Annotated in this window: 12 protein-coding genes and 1 tRNA gene; 6 read left to right on the forward strand and 7 right to left on the reverse strand. The window is 71.8% G+C overall.

The window, feature by feature from the left end:
* Window position 1: 1 nt before the first annotated feature.
* Window positions 2-976 (reverse strand): ABC transporter permease, encoded by a 975-nt coding sequence (locus NRP21_RS25980; RefSeq protein ID WP_257719153.1) that lies wholly within the window; start codon window positions 974-976, stop codon window positions 2-4.
* Between the two features lie 123 nt (window positions 977-1,099).
* Entirely contained in the window at window positions 1,100-2,170 is a 1,071-nt protein-coding gene (locus tag NRP21_RS25985) for an AI-2E family transporter (RefSeq protein WP_257719154.1), read from the reverse strand.
* 176 nt (window positions 2,171-2,346) lie between these two features.
* Here NRP21_RS25985 and otnI point away from each other — a divergent pair, with 176 nt between their 5' ends.
* The 3 genes from otnI to NRP21_RS26000 all read left to right on the forward strand — a co-directional run bounded on the left by otnI (window position 2,347) and on the right by NRP21_RS26000 (window position 5,050).
* Window positions 2,347-3,126 (forward strand): 2-oxo-tetronate isomerase, encoded by a 780-nt coding sequence (gene otnI / locus NRP21_RS25990; RefSeq protein ID WP_257719155.1) that lies wholly within the window; start codon window positions 2,347-2,349, stop codon window positions 3,124-3,126.
* A gap of 29 nt (window positions 3,127-3,155) precedes the next feature.
* A complete protein-coding gene (locus NRP21_RS25995; protein WP_408639667.1) occupies window positions 3,156-4,034 on the forward strand; it encodes a 2-hydroxy-3-oxopropionate reductase in 879 nt (292 codons plus the stop codon).
* A 137-nt stretch (window positions 4,035-4,171) separates the two neighbouring features.
* Window positions 4,172-5,050 carry a helix-turn-helix domain-containing protein gene (locus tag NRP21_RS26000; protein ID WP_257719165.1) on the forward strand — a complete coding sequence of 293 codons (879 nt, stop codon included), beginning with the start codon at window positions 4,172-4,174 and terminating at the stop codon, window positions 5,048-5,050.
* Window positions 5,051-5,071: 21 nt separating this feature from the next.
* Here NRP21_RS26000 and NRP21_RS26005 read toward each other — a convergent pair whose 3' ends face one another.
* Window positions 5,072-7,699, reverse strand: coding sequence for a bifunctional acetate--CoA ligase family protein/GNAT family N-acetyltransferase (locus tag NRP21_RS26005; RefSeq protein WP_257719156.1), 2,628 nt, complete (start codon window positions 7,697-7,699; stop codon window positions 5,072-5,074).
* Window positions 7,700-7,713: 14 nt separating this feature from the next.
* On the reverse strand, window positions 7,714-8,865 hold the full coding sequence (locus tag NRP21_RS26010) for an amidohydrolase (RefSeq protein ID WP_257719157.1): 1,152 nt from the start codon (window positions 8,863-8,865) through the stop codon (window positions 7,714-7,716).
* Window positions 8,866-8,888: 23 nt separating this feature from the next.
* Between NRP21_RS26010 and NRP21_RS26015 the strand changes: the two genes are divergently transcribed.
* The 3 genes from NRP21_RS26015 to NRP21_RS26025 all read left to right on the forward strand — a co-directional run bounded on the left by NRP21_RS26015 (window position 8,889) and on the right by NRP21_RS26025 (window position 14,890).
* Window positions 8,889-10,787, forward strand: a complete 1,899-nt coding sequence (locus NRP21_RS26015) for an autotransporter assembly complex protein TamA (protein ID WP_257719158.1) — start codon at window positions 8,889-8,891, stop codon at window positions 10,785-10,787.
* The gene (locus NRP21_RS26020; RefSeq protein ID WP_257719159.1) at window positions 10,787-14,554 is read left to right on the forward strand and encodes a translocation/assembly module TamB domain-containing protein; all 3,768 of its coding nucleotides are present in this window, start codon (window positions 10,787-10,789) and stop codon (window positions 14,552-14,554) included. The genes NRP21_RS26015 and NRP21_RS26020 overlap by 1 nt, the downstream gene beginning before the upstream one ends.
* Window positions 14,555-14,701: 147 nt before the next feature.
* Window positions 14,702-14,890 (forward strand): hypothetical protein, encoded by a 189-nt coding sequence (locus NRP21_RS26025; RefSeq protein ID WP_257719160.1) that lies wholly within the window; start codon window positions 14,702-14,704, stop codon window positions 14,888-14,890.
* A 58-nt stretch (window positions 14,891-14,948) separates the two neighbouring features.
* Here NRP21_RS26025 and NRP21_RS26030 read toward each other — a convergent pair whose 3' ends face one another.
* The 3 genes from NRP21_RS26030 to NRP21_RS26040 form a co-directional block, all read right to left on the reverse strand.
* Window positions 14,949-16,337, reverse strand: coding sequence for a M20/M25/M40 family metallo-hydrolase (locus NRP21_RS26030; protein ID WP_257719161.1), 1,389 nt, complete (start codon window positions 16,335-16,337; stop codon window positions 14,949-14,951).
* Complete coding sequence (locus NRP21_RS26035; protein WP_257719162.1) at window positions 16,334-16,798, reverse strand: GlcG/HbpS family heme-binding protein; 465 nt, start codon at window positions 16,796-16,798, stop codon at window positions 16,334-16,336. The genes NRP21_RS26030 and NRP21_RS26035 overlap by 4 nt, the downstream gene beginning before the upstream one ends.
* 138 nt (window positions 16,799-16,936) lie before the next feature.
* Window positions 16,937-17,013 (reverse strand) — tRNA-Met (locus NRP21_RS26040).
* Between the last annotated feature and the right edge of the window lie 48 nt (window positions 17,014-17,061).

Consider the following 17,061-nt stretch of genomic DNA (forward strand, 5'->3'; position numbering starts at 1 on the left):
CTCAGTGCCCCCGCCCGGCGCGCAGCCGCGGGTCCACGGCGTAGTAGAGCAGGTCCACCACCAGGTTGATCGTCACGAAGACCGCCGAGATGAGGAGGAGATAGGCCGCCATCACCGGGATGTCGGCCGAGGAGACGGACTGGATGAAGAGGAGGCCCATGCCCGGCCACTGGAACACCGTCTCCGTCACGATGGAGAAGGCGATGATGGAGCCGAGCTGGAGCCCGACGATGGTGATCACCGGCACCAGCGTGTTGCGCAGGGCATGGCCGAAGTTGATGGCGCGCTGCTGGATGCCCCGGGCCCGGGCGAACTTGATGTAGTCGGACCTCAGCACCTCCAGCATCTCCGACCGCACCAGGCGCATGATGAGGGTCAGCTGGAACAGGCCGAGGGTGATGGAGGGCAGGACCAGCGCCTTCCAGCCGGAGGCGGTGAGGAAGCCCGTGCTCCACCAGCCCAGCTGCACCGTGTCGCCCCGCCCGAAGGAGGGCAGCCAGCCCAGCCAGACCGCGAAGACGAGGATGAGCAGGCTGCCGATGAGGAAGGTGGGCAGCGAGACGCCGACAAGACTGAAAGTGAGGAAGAAGCGGCTGAGCGGGGAGCGCGGGTAGAGGCCGGTGTAGACACCCATGGGCATCCCGATCGCGAGGGCCAGGACAGAGGCGCAGAGGGCGAGCTCGAGGGTTGCCGGCGCCCGCTCCAGGATCAGGTCCGAGACCGGGCGGGAGAGACGGTAGGAGAGGCCGAACTCGCCCTGCAGGGCCCGGCCGACGAAGCGCAGGAACTGCACGGGCACGGGCTGGTCCAGGCCGAGCGCCGCCACCAGCGCGTCCCGCTGCGCCGGGGTGAATTCCTGCCCGAGCATGGTCGCGATGGGATCGCCGACGAAGGCGAAGAGGGCGAAGGCGATGAGGGCCACGGCCAGCATGACCGGGATCGCCTGGAGGATGCGTGACAGGATGAAGGCGGGCACGCCGTTCCGCCTAGCGGAGAGCCGCCGGGCCGTCCACCCGGAGCAACGCAGAGGAGGCCATCATCCCCGTCCCAAGATTGCGCCGGACTGGGCGAGCAAATCCCGCGCCGGCGCAATCCTGCCTCACATGGCCATCGGCCCGCTGCGGCCGCCGCCCTCCTGGGTCCAGTCCTTGATGATGGTGAAGACGATGGCCAGCAGCACCGGCCCAAGGAAGAGCCCGAGCAGCCCGAAGGCCACCGCCCCGCCCAGCGCGCCGAGAAGCGTCAGCAGCAGCGGCAGGTCCGCCCCGCGGGAGATCAGCCAGGGCCGGATGAAGTTGTCCACCGAGGAGATGCCGAAGGCGCCGTAGAGGCCCATGAAGATGCCCCAGCCCGTGCTGCCGCTGGCCAGCAGCCAGATGGTGGCGGGAATCCAGACCACGGGCGCGCCGATCGGCAGGATGGAGATCAGCCCGGCCAGCACCCCCAGGAGCGCCGGCTGCGGCACGCCGGAGAGCCAGAGGCCGAAGGCCGTCATCGCCCCCTGCACCACCGCGGTGCCAAGCAACCCGTAGATCACGCCCTGCGTCACCGCCCCCGTCAGTGCCACCAGCCGCCGCCCCCGCCCGCCGGCCACCCGCTCCGCCATGCGGTCAAGCGCCTGGGCCATGCGTGGGCCGTCCCGGAAGAAGAAGAAGGAGAGGAGGATGGCGATCAGAAGCTCTGCCACGCCGGAGACGATGGAGAGGACCAATCCGAAGGCCGTCTGGGCGACGTTCCCGAGATAGGGCCGCAGGACGCTGAGCAGGTTGCCGACGCCCAGGTCCACCGCATCCAGCCGCTCCTTCAGGAAGGGCCCGACCATCGGCAGGCGGCCGATCCAGTCCACCAGGGCGGGCAGGCCATCCGTGGTGAAGTTTTCCACGGCGTGCCGCAGGCCATCGATCTCCTCGCGGTTCGTCGGGGCGGCAAGGGCCAGAGGCAGGCCGATGACCAGCATCATCACCACGACCATCACTGCCGCCGCCCAGGAGGGGCCGAGGCCTGCCCGGTCCGTCAGCAGCCGGTAGAGCGGCCAGGTGGTGAAGGCGAGGATGGCCGCCCAGAGCAGGGCCGAGAGAAAGGGCCGCAGCACGAGGAAGCAGCCCGCCAGCAGCGCCGCCAACGCGACGACGCCGATCAGGCGGATCAGGAACTGCTTGTCGTCGGTCATGCACACTCCCGGGTATGGCGGCGCGCATCCTCGCCCGCCGCGGCTTCCGGGTCCAACGCCGGCGGGGCGCCAGCGACGCCGAAGCGGCCGGGGCGGGTTCAGGGCCCGGCCGAATCGCGTTAGTGTGGGGGCGATTGGGCCGCCGGCAAGGAGTGGCGCCGACAGGGAATGCTGCCATGCCCCGCTTCGCCGCCAACATCTCGCTGCTGTTCACGGAGGCGCCGTTCCTGGAGCGCTTCGCCCTCGCGCGCTCCGCGGGATTCGGGGCCGTGGAGTTCCTCCACGCTGAGGGGCACCCGGCGGCGGAGATCCGCGCGAGGCTGGGGGATGCGGGCCTCTCCGCGGTGCTGTTCAATGCCGCCCAGGGGGATCCCGGGGCGGGGGAGCGCGGCCTGGCGGCCCTGCCCGGGCGAGAGGGCGCGTTTCGCGACGCGATCCTCCGCGCGCTGGACATGGCCGGCGAGATCGGCTGCCCCCGGCTGCACGTGATGGCCGGGCTGGCGCCGGCGGGGGTGGCGCGGGAGACGCTGGTCGGAACCTACGCCACCAACCTCGCCTGGGCTGCCGAGCGCTGCGCGGCGCAGGGCGTGAAGCCGCTGATCGAGCCGATCAACCACCGGGACATCCCAGGCTACATGCTGAACACCACGGCCCAGGCAGCCGCCGTCATTGAGTCGGTCGGGCCGGAGAGGCTGGGTTTGCAGTTCGACCTCTACCACGCGCAGGTGACGGAGGGGGACGTGACGCGGCGCTTCGAGGCGCTGCTGCCCCTGATCGCCCATGCCCAGGTGGCCGATACGCCCGGCCGGCACGAGCCGGGAACAGGCGAGGTGAACTGGCCCTTCGTGTTCGATCGGATCGACGCGATGGGCTACCGCGGCTGGATCGGGTGCGAGTACCGGCCCGCCGGCACCACGGCGGAGGGGCTGGGCTGGTTCGCCCCGTACCGCGGCTGAGACGGAACGAGAGAAAGGAAGCGACGCGCATGAAAATCGGATTCATCGGCCTGGGCATCATGGGCCGCCCCATGGCGCTGAACCTTCAGAAGGCCGGGCACGAGGTGTTCGTGCCCGAGCGGGCGAGCCTGACGGACGAGGTTCGCGGTGCCGCGACCGTCCTTCCCTCCCCCGCGGAGGTGGCGGCGGCGGCCGAGGTGGTGATCATGATCGTGCCGGACACGCCCGACGTGGAGGCCGTGCTGTTCGGCGAGGGCGGGGTGGCCGCCGCGCTGAAGCCGGGGACGCTGGTGATCGACATGTCCTCGATCAGCCCGACCGCGACGGTGGACTTCGCCGCACGGGTGAACGAGCGCGGCTGCGACTACCTGGACGCCCCCGTCTCAGGCGGCGAGGTGGGTGCCCGCAACGCGGCGCTGACGATCATGGTGGGCGGGCCGAAGGCTGCCTTCGACAAGGCACTGCCCCTGTTCCAGGCCATGGGAAAGAACATCACCCTGGTGGGCGAGAAGAACGGCGCCGGGCAGGTCACGAAGGTGGCCAACCAGATCATCGTGGCGCTGAACATCGAGGCGGTGGCCGAGGCCCTGGTCTTCGCCAGCAAGGCCGGCGCGGATCCTGCCCGGGTGCGGGAAGCGCTGATGGGCGGCTTCGCCTCCTCCCGCATACTGGAGGTGCATGCCGAGCGCATGATCAAGCGGACCTTCGACCCGGGATTCCGCATCGCGCTGCACCAAAAGGACCTCAACCTCGCGTTGCAATCCGCGCGGGAACTCGGAGTCGCACTTCCCCATACGGCTTCGGCCCAGCAACTTTTCTCCACCGTCTCGGCGGCTGGCGGCGGGCAGGAGGATCACTCGGCTCTCGTGAAAGCGCTTGAAATCATGGCCTCTCATAAGCTGGGATAGGAAAAGCTGGGGGGTGCGCTATGGTTGTTGCGCTGTCGCAAGGCAAAGCGCATTTTAAAAAATGAGTCCATTATGATGAGATACGCTCAACCGGACTTGGCCAGGGGGGGACCGCTACCGTGATCGAGGGACGAGCCATGCGCTTCGCCGACATCGGGCAGCAGTTGCGCGCCTATCGGCTGGAGTCTGGACTTCGTGCGGAGGAGATCGCGGCACGCCTCGGCGTGTCGCGGGCGGCGCTCTACCGCTACGAGAAGGGCGAGGTCATCAAGCTGGACACGATCCGGCGGCTTGCGGAGCTGCTGAAGATCTCCCCCCTGTCCCTCCTCGGGATCGGGGTGGAGTACTTCTCACGCCCGCTGGCGCTCCAGGAGCGGCTTCGCCAGGTGGAGGAGGATGCCGAGCAGATCCTCCAGCTCGGCGGCGCCCTTTGTACCCTGGTGACGAGCGACGCCTACGACGCCTCCCTCGCGGAAGCGATGGCCGAGGCGGCGGAAGCGGCGCCGGAGCGCGTGGCCTTCCACGCGGCCGCCGAGCAGGCGCTCGGCCTCCTCTCCGCGCGCAAGCGGCTCTACCAGACCCGGCGGCCATCCATCATCGCGATGGTGACAGAGCGCGCACTGCGCAGCTTCCTGCTGGACGGGGTCGCTCCCGCCTTGCAGCTCTCGGAGGCCGGGCGGAACCGCGCACGGATGGCGGCGCGGGCGGAGGTGGAGAACGTCGCCGCGCTGATGGAGAGCGTGCCGATGGGCCTGCAGATCGGGCTGCTGACGGAATCGGAGCCGACCGGCGGCTTCATCGTCCTCCGCGCGCGGGAGCGGGCGCATCTCTGCGCCAATCCCTTCCTGCCGGACAGTCCGCCCATGGCCGCGCTCGGCGTCGGCACGATCACGGCCGCGGATGAGGCGGTGACGATCCACCAGCGCGTGGCGGAGAACGCGTGGCGGGAGGCGCGGAAGGGTGCCGAGGCAGCCGGGCGCGTGCGGCTCCTCCTTGCGGAGACCCGGATGCACTAAGCGGGGACCTTCGGAGCTCCCTCAGAGCTCCAGCGAGGCTTCCATGATCTCCGGGTCCTCGGTTCGCCGCGTGGCGAAGCCGATGGCCCGCACGAAGCGCAGCATCCCCGCGTTCTCCGCCAGCACCTGGCCGTGGATGCGGCGCAGTCCGCGGTTCGCGGCCCACTCCGACAGCCGCCCCATCATGTGCCGCGCGAGGCCGCCGCGCTTCCAGCCGGCATCGATGAGAAGCGCGAACTCGCCGCCCCCCTGCCCGTCCAGCACCAGCCGTGCCGTGCCGGCAATGAGGTCGCCGGCGATCGCGGCGAAGGCCATCTCCCGGTCGTAGTCGATCTGGGTAAGGCGGACGAGCTGGGCCGGCGGCAGTTCCCGTAGGGGGTTGAAGAAGCGGTAGCGCACATCCTCGGCCGGTACCCGGCGCACGAAGGCGGCCACCCCCTCCGCGTCCTCCGGGCGGATGGGGCGAACGAGCACTTCGCGCCCGTCCTTGGTCGTGAAAGGCCGAGCCAGCGCCGCCGGGTATGGCGGGATGGCCAGGAAACCCGCCTCCCCCGCCGGGCGGAGGGTGATGTTCGCGTCCAGCACCGCCATTCCGTCCGGCCAGGCGCGGAGCGGGTTTATGACGACCGCTTCCAGTTCCGGGAAGTCCACCGCCAACTGGGAAAGCCCCACCAGCGCCTCCGCCAGGCCTTCGCGCGAAACCGGAAGGTGGTCCCGCCACCCGTCCAGCAGGCGGGAAACGCGGGTGCGGCCGATCATGGCCAGGGCCAGGGCACGATTCAGCGGCGGCAGATCGTGGGACTCGTCCGCTTCGATGGGGGCTGCCGTTCCGCCTCGGCCGAAGCCGATCCAAGGGCCGAACATCGGATCGTCGCCCAGCCGCAGGCGCAGTTCCCGCCCCGGCCCCGCCTGCTGCTGCACCAACCAACCGCGTGGGCGCAGGCCGGGGCGCGCCTCGGCCAACCGGGCCTCCATCGTGGCGGCGGCGGCGCGCAGGGCGTCCGCGTCGCGAAGATCCAGGGCAACCGCGCCGACCTCCGTCTTCGCGGGCAGGTCGTCGCTCAGCACCTTCAGCACCACGGGCCATCCCATCCCGGCGGCTGCCGCCGCCGCGGCCTCGACCGTCGGCGCGGCCCGGTGCGGGACGGCGGGTAGGCCGTAGGCGGAGAGCACGGCGAGCGACTCGGCCTCGTCCAGCCGCAGCCGCCCCTCCGTGCGGGCGGCGGCGAAAAGGGCGGCGACGCGGGCGCGATCCGGCATGACCTCCAGCACCTCGGCGGGGGGCAGTTCCGCGGCGGCCGTGCGGTTGCGGCGATCCTGCGCGAGGTGAAGCGCCCCCTGCACCGCCGCCTCCGGGGTCGCGAAGACGGCGACGCCGCGCTCGGCAAGGGCACGACGCTGCGCCCCGGCGCTGGCCTGACCCAGCCAGGCGGCCAGCACCGGCGCGGCGCGGCCGCCTTTGCCTGTGGCGGCGGCCGCGGCGGCGAGGGCGGCGGCGGCAATCTGCGGGTCCTCCTCCGGCGCGGGCGCGTGGATGGCAACAACGGAATCGATGGCCGCGAGGGCGGAAAGGAGCGACGCGGCCTCGGCCAGCCGGTGCCCCTGCCCCGGCGGCAGAGCCAGCGGGTTCTCGCCGGCCCATCCACCAGGCAGGGCGAGGTCCAGCATGGCCCGCGCCTCGGCGGGGATGGTGGCAAGGCGCGCCCCGCCGCGCAGCGCCGCATCCGCCGCCATCTGCCCGGGGCCGAGCCCATTGGCGACGATCGCGATCCGGTCCCCCCGCGCGCCGTCCGCGCCAGGGCGCAGCGAGGGCTTCACGCGGGCCAGCGTTTCGGCGGCGGAGAGCAGGTCCTCCAGCCCTTGCACGCGCAGAACCCCCGCGCGGCGCAGGGCGGCGCCCATCACGGCATCCGCCACGCCGCGCCCGGCATGGCCGGGGCGCTGGGCCACCACCGGGCGGGTGCGGGCCGTGGCGCGGGCGGCGGAAATGAACATGCGCCGGTTCTTGATGCGGCGCAGGTCGAGCAGCACGGCGCCTGTGGCGGCATCCCGCGCCAGCCAGTCCAGCCCGCCGGCGAAGCCGTAATCCGCGTTTGTCCCGATCCCCGCGATGAGGGAGAAGCCCACCGCCTCTCCTTCAGCCCAGTCGATTACCGCACGCGCGAGCGCCGAGGATTGGCAGAGCAACGCCAGCCGCCCTGGCCGGGGCACGATGTGCGAGAGGGAGGCGTTCAGCCCGTGGGAGGGGACGCAAATTCCGAAGGAGTGCTCGCCCATGGCCCGCACTCCGGTACGGGCGCAGTGGGAGGCGAGGTCCGGGGCGGGGCCGGGCACCACGGCGGCGAAGCAGCCGCGCGCGGCCAGCGCGTCCATGGCCGGCCCGAGGGCAGCGGGCGAGAGGGAGAGCGCCGCGAGTTGCGGCGCCTCGGCCAGGGCGCCGAGGTCGGGGGCGTGATCCATCCCCGGCCAGGGGGCGCCCACCGCGTGCAACGCGCCCCGGAAGCCGCCCGCCGCCAGGTTCCGCGCCAGGATCGCGGAGGCGGGAATGGAAGGATCCGCCATCAGCGCCACCCGGCGCGGGGCGAAGAGGTGCGTGTCCTGGAAGCCGGGCGCGAGGTTGCGGCCGGAGACGGTGACCGGCAGCGCCATGGCCGGCGCCCGCCCTACCCGGCCAGCAGCGCGCGCTTCGCCGCCTCCGCCAGGAAGCCGCTGGCCACGGGCAGCACGCGGTCGTCGAAGTCGTAGTTCGGGTGGTGAAGTTCCCGCCCGCCGTCGGTCGGGCCGTTGCCGATCCAGACGAAGGCGCCCGGCACCACCCCCAGGAACTCGGAGAAGTCCTCACCCGTCATGGCGGCAGGCAGGTCGCGGCGCACCGGGGCCACGGCCGAGGCCGCCTCCGCGGCCAGGTCGCGCTCCGCCGGGTGGTTGGTGGTCGGGTTCACGCCGCCCAGCACCTCGGCCCGCGCCTTCACCTGGAACGTCTCGGAGAGGCCGCGGGCGATGCGGTGCAGCCCGTCCTCGATCATCCGCCCCGTCTCCGGGCGCAGGAACCTCATGGAGCCGCGGATGGTCACCTTCGCCGCGATCTGGTTCCAGGCCTCGCCGCCCTCGATCGTGGTCAGCGACACCACGGCCGAGTCGAGCGGGTCCAGGTTGCGGGAGACGATGGACTGGCAGGCGACGACCGCGTGGCCAGCGGCGACGATGGGATCATGGGTCAGGTGCGGCAGGGCGGCGTGGCCGGCATGTCCCTCGATCTCGATCTGGAAGCGGCGGCCGGCGGCCATCACCGGGCCGTCATGCACGGCCACCGTGCCCACGGGCAGGCCGGGCCAGTTGTGCCAGCCGAAGATGCGGTCCATGGGAAAGCGGCGGAACAGCCCGTCCTCGATCATGGCCCGGGCACCGCCGCCGCCCTCCTCCGCGGGCTGGAAGACGAGGCGGACGGTGCCGGACCAGCTCTCATCTCCCATCAGCAGCGCAGCGGCGCCGAGAAGGGCGGTGGTGTGCCCGTCATGACCGCAGGCATGCATCACGCCGGGCTTCGTGCTGCGATAGGGCAGCTCCGTGCTGGCCTCCTGGATGGGCAGGGCGTCCATGTCGGCGCGCAGCCCGACGCTGCGGTTGCCGCCGCCGCGCCGGATGGTGGCCACCAGACCGTGGCCTCCGATCCCCGTCTCGATCTCCGTGATGCCGAGTTCACGCAGACGTTGGGCGACAAAATCCGCCGTGGGCCCTTCATCCCCCGTGACACCCGGGTTCGCGTGAAGGTGGCGGCGCCAGCGCGTGAGGGTTTCGGTAAGGTTCTGGTCCATGGCTTGAGGAGTTAGCCCTTCCATTGCGTTCCCTCCACCCCGGTTTCGCGCTGCTCTCCCTTCTGCTGATCGGCACGGCCCTCGCCCAGCCGACCTCGGAGCGGGCGAGCGAGGATCCGCGCCCGGCCGCATCCCCGGAGCCGGATGACTCGGACGGCCCGGTCCGCAGCTACGAGGTGACCTTCACCCCGACCGGGGATGCGCGCCTGAACACCGCGATGGAGGGCGTCTCCGTCCTGCGCCGCCTGCGCGAGAGCGTGCCGACGAGTGCGGAGGGGTTGGTTGCGCGGGCGCTGCAGGACCAGGGCAACATGCGCCTCGCTCTGCGGTCCGAGGGATATTACGGCGGCACGGCGAAGATCACCCTGGCCGGGGAGCCGCCGGACGCCGAGGGGCTGGCCGTCCGCCTGGCCGCGCGCGGGACGGATCCGGTGCCGGTGGTCGTCACCGCCGATGCGGGGACGCAGTACACCATCTCCAGCGCCACGCTGAGGCCGGACGTGGCCGATGCCGACATCACCGGCGCCGGGGAGGTGGCGGGGCTGGGTCCGGGCGACCCGGCACGGGCGGAGGCGGTGAACTCCACCCAGGAGACGGTGCTGACCCGGCTGCGAGAGGCCGGGCACCCCTTTGCCGGCGTGCCGCGCCGGCAGATCACGGTGGACCACGACGCCCACACGATGGAGGTCGTCTACTTCGTCCAGCCCGGGCCCCGCGCCCGCTTCGCCCAGCCGGTGGTGGAGGGGTCGGAGAACGTGGACCCGGAGCTGCTGCGCCGTGCCTCCGGCGTGCTGGCCGGCGAGACCTACGACCCGCGGGAGCTGGACCGGGTGCGGCGGGACGTGCTCGCGCTCGGTGTTTTCGGCACGGTGCGGGCGCGCACGGGGGAGAGGCTGGATCCGGATGGGCGGCTGCCCGTCACGTTCCTCGTCGCCGAGCGGCCGTTCCGGGCGGTTGGCATCACGGGCGCCTACGAGACCCGCTATGGCCCGACGGTGCGCGCCTACTGGGAGCACCGGAACCTCTTCGGCGCGGCGGAGCGGCTGCGGGTGGAGGCCGAGCTCTCCCGCCCCACCCAGCGCGGCGTGAGCGACTGGGGCTACCGGCTGGGCGCCAATCTGCGCCAGCCCTGGTTCGCCGGGCTGAACGCCACGGCCGTAACGGACGTGACGATCCTGCGGGAGCGCCTGCTGGCCTATGACCGGGACGCCGTAACGGCGGGCTTCTCCCTGGAGCGGAAGATCGATCCGCGCCTGACCCTCTCCGCCGGCATCGCGGGCGAGATCGGGCGCACGGTGGAAACGGACCAGACGCTGAACTACACCCTTCTCTCCCTACCCCTGGGCGCGCGCTTCGACGGTACGGACAATGTGCTGGACCCCTCGCGCGGGTACCGGGCGAACCTCCTTGTCTCGCCGACTGTCTCCTTCGGGGACTCCACCGAGCTCTTCACGCGGATCCGGGGTTCGGGCAGCGCCTATTTCGACCTGACCGGGGACAAGGGCAGCATCCTTGCGCTCAGGGCAGGCTTCGGCACGGTGGCCGGGGCGGAGGCGGGGACCATCCCGCCGCACCTGCGCTTCTACGCGGGGGGCGGCGGTTCAGTGCGCGGCTACGACTACCAGATCATCGGCCCGCGCCGGCCGGACCGTACGCCGCGGGGCGGGCTTTCCCTGCTTGAAGGAAGCGTGGAGCTGCGCCAGCGCATCACCGGGCCCTACGGCATCGCCGTCTTCGCCGATGCGGGCAGCGTGGGCCAGGATCCGCTCTCGGGCTTTGGTGACCTGGCCGTGGGCGTCGGGGCTGGCGTCCGCTACGCCACCGCGATCGGGCCGATCCGGGCGGATATCGCCCTGCCGCTGACCAAGGTTCCCGGGAATTCCGGCTTCGGCCTCTACGTCGGCATCGGGCAGGCCTTCTGATGCGCCGCGCCGGGAAGATCCTGCTCGCCGTCCTCGGCGTGCTGCTGGTGCTGCCGATCGTCCTGCTGCTGGCCGGGTGGCTGGCGCTGAACGTGAAGCCCGGGCAGGACGCGATCGCGCGGCTCGCCATGGGGTTCGTGCCGGGGCTGCAGATCGAGAACCTGCATGGCGGCCTGCCCGCCGCGCCGCGCATCGGGCGCGTGGTGCTCTCCGACAGCCAAGGGCCGTACCTTGTCATCGAGGACATCGCGCTGGACCTGGACCTGCTGCGGCTGACCTCGCGCGAGTTCCGCGTGGCGAACCTCTCCGCGGGGAAGGTGACCTTCAGCCGCCTGCCCGTGCCGGACCCGAACGCCGCCCCTGCCCCGGCCTCCGAACCCGGACCGCTGCTGCCGCAGATCCCGCAGTTGCCGGTGCAGGTGGCGCTGGAGCGGCTGGCGCTGCCGCAGGTTGAACTGGGCGCGGCGGTGGCCGGCATCCCCGCCACCCTATCGCTGGAGGCGGGCGGACGGCTGGGGGCGGACGGCGTCTTTCTCGGCGCCAAGGGGCGGCGGCTGGACGCGCCAGGCGCGCTGGACCTGGACCTGGCCCTGGCGCCCGGAGACCGGGTGAAGATCGACCTGCGCTATGACGAGCCACGCGGCGGGCTGGTGGCCGGGCTCCTCGGCAAGCCTGAGCAGGCGACGCGGGTGCAGGTGGCACTGGACGGCCCCGCGACGGGAGCAGGGTTCACCCTTTCCGCTGACATGGGCGAGACGGCGCGGGTGCAGGGGCGCGGCACCCTCAGCCTGCCCGCGAGCGGCGGCGTGGGGCTTGAGGCGGCCGGCGATGCGGCGCTGGGCGGCTTCCTGCCGGCGCCCGTGGCGGCGCTGCGCTTCGACCTGCGGACCCAGCCGGCCGAGGGCGGCGCAACGCGGATCGAGCGTGCGCGGGTCGAGACGGCGGCGGCCACGGTCGAGGCACAGGGCGTCGTCGGCTCGAACCTGGATGTCTCCTTCGAGACGCGGGTGAACGACGCCAACACCCTAGCGGGGCTGGTGCCGGCAACGGTGGGCTGGAGCGCGATCGAGGCACGGGGCAGCGTGACGGGCACGACAGCCGCGCCGGAACTGAGGTTGGACGCTACGCTGCGCGATCCACGCCTGCCGGAGCCCGCGCCGGGGCTGCTGGGGCCGGCACCCACTATTGCGCTGCGCGCTAACCAGCAGCGGGTGCACGAGCTGGCAGTGAACGGGCGCGCGGTGACGCTGCGGGCCGAGGGTGCCTTCGGCGAGACGGTGGACCTGACGCTGAACGCAGCCCTGGCAGCGCAGGACGTGCCGAACGTCCCGGTGCGCGGGCAGCTGGAGGCGCAGGCACGGGTGACGGGGCCGGCAGCGACGCCGGCCGTGGTGCTGAACGCGACATCTCCGTCGCTGGAAGCCTATGGCAGGCGGTTCGAGGGGCTGCGGCTGGAAGCGAACCTGCCGAACGCCACCGTGCCGGCTGGCGCGCTGAACCTCTCGGCACGGCTGCAAGGCCTGAACCTGACAGCCGAGGCGCGGGCCGCCCAGGAGGGTCAGCGGCTGCGCGTGGAAACGCTGAGGGCAGCCCTTGGGCCCGCCCGGCTCGAAGGGCGCGGCGATTTCGACACGGCCCGGATGCTCGGCACGGCCGAGCTGCTGCTGGAAGCGGCCGACCTCGCTCCCCTCACCCCCGTCGCGGGCATGCCGCTCGGCGGCGGGGTGCGGCTCTCGGCCAAGCTGGCGCCGCAGGGCCCCGAAGGGGCGCAGCGCCAGGGGATCGAGGCCGAGTTGCGGGCCAACAACCTGCGCGCCAGTGGGCAGGTGGTGAACGGCACCGTCCAGGCGAGCGGGACGGACGCGGCGCTGGATGTGCGGGGCGATGTGCGCGCCCTGGACGGCCGCGCGACCCTCCGCGCCCGGCTTGCGCTGGACCAGCCGGACAAGCGCATCGAGCTCTCGGCACTCGACGTGCAGCGGCAGGCGCTGGGAATCCGGCTCTCCGCCCCCGCGACGATCGTGATCGGAGCGGATGGAGGGTTCTCGACGCCCGGCCTCGCCTTGCAGGGGCGGCCTGGCGGGGCGCTGCGGGTGGCCGGGCGATGGGGGCCGGATAATGCCGACCTGCGCGCCACGCTCTCGGCGCTGCCCCTCTCGGTCGCCAACCTCTTCGCGCCGGACCCGCCGCTCTCCGGCACGCTCTCCGGCGAGGTGCGGCTGTCCGGGCCCGTCTCGAAGCCCGGGATCGACGGGGAACTGCGGGGCACCGGGCTGCGCGCCGGGGCGCCGTGGGCCCGGACCCTGCCCGAGGGCACGCTGACGGCCACCGCCCGGATGCGGGGGGAGCAGGTGGAGACGCGCGCGGAGTTCCGCCTGGGCCGCGCCCTCTCGCTCAACCTGGACGCACGTGTCCCAAGCGACTTCCAGGGACCGCTTTCCGCCACGCTGCGGGGGACGACGGATGTCGCCGTGCTGGCCGGACCCTTCCTGTTGGGCGGCGCGAACCGCGTGGCCGGCACGGTGAACATCGACGCGCGTGCGGGCGGCACCGTGCAGGCACCGCAGATCTCGGGCAGCGCGCGCCTGTCCGGTGGTTTGTTCCGGAACCTGGAGTACGGGCTGGCGCTGCGCGACATCCAGGGCACGCTGCGGGGTGACATGGACCGGATCGTGGTGGAAGCCATCACGGCCCGCGCCGGAACGGGCACGCTGACCGCGCGCGGCGAGGTCCGGCCCTTCGCCGACGGCCAGCCGATCGAGATGACGGTGGCCGGGCAGAACCTGGCGCCCATCTCCAGCGATCTGTTCCGCGGTGCCTTCGACGCGGACATGCGCCTTTCCGGCCTGCTGGCGCGCGGCATGCGGCTGGCGGGAACGGTGACGACGCGTTCCTCCGTGATCGGCATCCCGGAGGGGCTGCCGGGCGGCGTGGCCGACATCGGCGAAGTGCGGGAGGTCGGGCGCGGGGCCCCTGCCCCGCCCCGCGGCACGGCGGCGTCCCGCCGCACCGCGGAGCGGCAGGCGAATGCGTCCGCACCGCCGCAGGGGGCCGCGCCGCTGGAACTGGACGTGACGCTCCGTGCGCCGGGGCAGGTCTATCTGCGCGGGCGGGGTCTGGACGTGGAGCTGGGCGGCGACGTGCGGATCGGCGGCACGATCTCCAACATCGAATCCCAGGGCGCGCTCCGGCTGCGGCGCGGCACGCTGACGGTGCTGGACCGGCGCCTGACCTTCCAGCGGGGTATCCTAACCTTCCAGGGCGACATCGCCTCGCCGGAGATCGACCTGCTGGCCACCTCCCGCGTGTCCTCCACCACCATCAACGTGACAGTGACGGGGACGCCGCGGGCGCCGAAAATCGAGTTCACCTCCTCGCCCGAGCTGCCGCAGGACGAGGTGCTGGCGCGGCTGATCTTCAATCGATCCGCCGACAAGCTCTCGCCCTTCCAGATCGCGCAGCTCGCTCGCGTGCTGTCGGGCGCCGTGGCAGGCGGCCAGGAGGACCCGGTGACGGGCTTCTTCGGGCGGGTCAGCCGGTCCCTGGGCCTTGACCGCCTAGGCGTGGGTACGGGCGCGGACGGCACACCGGGGATTGAGGCAGGCGGCTATCTCGGCCAGGGCATCTACCTGAACGTGGACCCGGGAACGAGCAGCGGTTCGCCTCGTGTGGGTGTGGAGATCGAGCTGACGCCGCGGCTGAAGCTGGAGAGCGGCGCGGGCACGGACAGCCAGGGGGCGGGGCTGACCTACGAGTACGAATACTGAACGGGAGCGGGTATTCCGGCCGCGCCCGGGACGGGATAGACTCCGCCCGTCCCGGCGTGCCGGCCGCGTCCGCCGCCGCCCTCGGGCCGTGCGCGCCGGCCCCGGCCCCGGGAAGGCTTTGAGAATAGCAGGGAGAGGAGGAGCCGCATGCGCGCCTTCGATGGACAGTTCAGCGACAACAAGCCGATCCGGCGCAATATGGACGAGAAGCGCCGCCTTCTGTCCGAGCTGGAGCAGACCCTGGCGGGGATGAAGCCCCACACCTCCCCAAGCCTGCGTGAGAGCATCAAGGGCCGCATCATGGAGCTGCGGGCCGAAGTGAACGGCAAGCGCTGAGCGGCGCCCTGCCAGAAGGCCCCGCCCCCCCGGTAAAGGGGGCGGGGCCTTTCTTGTTTCAACCCGCCAGTTCCGCCAGCAACCGGGCATGGCTGCGGGCCCCGTGCATGAGGCAGGCCCAATCGAACTTCTCATTGGGGCTGTGCACCTGGTCGTCGTCCAACCCGAAGCCCATCAGGACGCTGTCCAGGCCGAGGATGCGGCGAAAGCTCTCCACGACCGGGATGGAACCGCCGGAACCGATCAGCACCGCCTCGCGCCCATACTCGGCAGCGAGGGAGCGCCGGGCGGCCGCAACCTCCGCACTGTCCTCCGGGACCACCACGGGCGGTGCGGAGGCGAAGCGCTGGATCTCTGCGCGGGCATCGGCCGGGAGCCGCTGCTTCACGAAGGCTTCGAGCGCGTCGAGAACTGCGTGCGGATCCTGATCGCCGACGAGGCGGAAGGAAACCTTGGCGTGGGCTTCCGCCGCGATCACAGTCTTCGAGCCCTCGCCGGTATAGCCTCCCCAAATGCCGTTTACATCACAGGTCGGCCGCGCCCATTGGCGGACCAGAGGCTTCACCCCCTTCTCGCCGGCGGGTACGGAAAGGCCGATGTCGCCAAGGAAACGGGCCTCGTCGAAGCCGAGCGAATCCCAGGCAGCGTCGAGGTTGCCCCCGACATCCGGCACGGCGTCGTAGAAGCCGGGAAGCTGGATGCGACCATTCGCGTCGTGAAGGTCGGCGATGATGCGGCAGAGGAGATTGAGCGGGTTCAGCGCCATGCCGCCGTAGAGGCCGGAATGGAGGTCCCGCGAGGCCGCGAAAAGATCGATCTGCGCGTAGGCCATGCCGCGCAGCCGCGCCGAAATGGCCGGGGTACGGGGATCCCACATGTTGGTATCGGAGACGACGACGGCGCGCGCTTGGCGCAGTTCCCCGGCGTGTTCCTCCAGGAACGGGTCCAGGCTGGGGCTGCCGATCTCCTCCTCACCTTCCACCAGCACGCGTACGGCCGTGGGCGGACCGCCTGCCACCTCGTGCCAGGCGCGCATGGCGGCGAGCCACGTCAGCACCTGCCCCTTATCGTCCACGGCACCGCGGGCAACGGTCACGGGGCCGTTCTTGCCGTCTTTTACCGTCGGCTCGAAGGGAGGCGAGGTCCAGAGCTCGAAAGGTTCGGCGGGCTGAACGTCGTAGTGGCCGTAGTAGAGCAGCGGCGGTGCCGAACCGCCGGGGCCGGGATGGAAGGCGACAACGGCTGGATGACCTTTCGTCTCGCGCAGCTCGGCCGTGAAACCGATAGACCGCAACTCCGCGACAAGCCACTCGCCGGCCCGCCGACAGTCCGACGCGTGAGGCGGCTGGGCGGAGACGCTGGGGATGCGGAGAAAGTCGAAGTAACGAGCGCGGATCTCGGTCTCGGTCGCGTCGAGGTGGGCGAGAACCCCCTCCAGGGCGCTCACGCCGAGTCCCCCGTGTCGGCGGTCAGGCCTGCCGCCTCGATAGCAGCCACGGCCGCGGCCTCGTCCTTGTCCGACGCATCGCCGGAGATGCCCACCGCGCCGAGGATGTTGCCGTTGGCGGCGCGGACGAGCACGCCTCCGGGAACTGGCACGGCAGAGCCGCCGGCGAGGTCGGAAAAGGCGTTCATGAAGCCCTGCATTGCCTGGGCACGGCGTGCCAGCTCGCGCCCACCAAAGCCCAGGCCCATCGCGCCGAATGCCTTGCCGTGCGCAATGGCCGGCCGCATGAGGCTGCAGCCATCCTCCTTCAGCATCGCCTTAAGCTGGCCAGCGGCATCGAGGACAACGACAGTCAGCGGAGCGAGTTCAAGCCGGCGGCCTTCGGCCAGGGCTGCGGTCGCGATCTTCTGGGCCTGGCGAAGGGTGATGCCATGCTGGAAGCCGGTGGGCGGGTTGGGCATGCGCGCTGCTCCGTGAACTGTCCTACGCCGTTCTATGCTTCACCGCGGCGCGCGCAAGCGGTGCTGGCGTTCTCGGGCCCATCTCTGAATGCAGAAACCCCTCGGCCTGGGGTGGCGAGGGGTTGAGTGGTGCGGATTTGGATGCGGGGACAGGATTTGAACCTGTGACCTTCAGGTTATGAGCCTGACGAGCTACCGGGCTGCTCCACCCCGCGTGGGTGATGGGGTTCATGTCGTCCGGTCGGGTGGCCTGGCGCTGACCG

This window comes from Roseomonas populi (assembly GCF_024594815.1).
GTDB lineage: Bacteria > Pseudomonadota > Alphaproteobacteria > Acetobacterales > Acetobacteraceae > Roseomonas > Roseomonas populi.

Bases quoted from the DNA above. Each gene is read 5' to 3' on its own strand.
- otnI (WP_257719155.1), top strand. From the start codon at position 2,347: ATGCCCCGCTTCGCCGCCAACATCTCGCTGCTGTTCACGGAGGCGCCG.
- NRP21_RS25995 (WP_408639667.1), top strand. From the start codon at position 3,156: ATGAAAATCGGATTCATCGGCCTGGGCATCATGGGCCGCCCCATGGCG.
- NRP21_RS26010 (WP_257719157.1), bottom strand. From the start codon at position 8,865: ATGGACCAGAACCTTACCGAAACCCTCACGCGCTGGCGCCGCCACCTT.
- NRP21_RS26005 (WP_257719156.1), bottom strand. From the start codon at position 7,699: ATGGCGCTGCCGGTCACCGTCTCCGGCCGCAACCTCGCGCCCGGCTTC.
- NRP21_RS26025 (WP_257719160.1), top strand. From the start codon at position 14,702: ATGCGCGCCTTCGATGGACAGTTCAGCGACAACAAGCCGATCCGGCGC.
- NRP21_RS26000 (WP_257719165.1), top strand. From the start codon at position 4,172: ATGCGCTTCGCCGACATCGGGCAGCAGTTGCGCGCCTATCGGCTGGAG.
- NRP21_RS26020 (WP_257719159.1), top strand. From the start codon at position 10,787: ATGCGCCGCGCCGGGAAGATCCTGCTCGCCGTCCTCGGCGTGCTGCTG.
- NRP21_RS25985 (WP_257719154.1), bottom strand. From the start codon at position 2,170: ATGACCGACGACAAGCAGTTCCTGATCCGCCTGATCGGCGTCGTCGCG.
- NRP21_RS26035 (WP_257719162.1), bottom strand. From the start codon at position 16,798: ATGCCCAACCCGCCCACCGGCTTCCAGCATGGCATCACCCTTCGCCAG.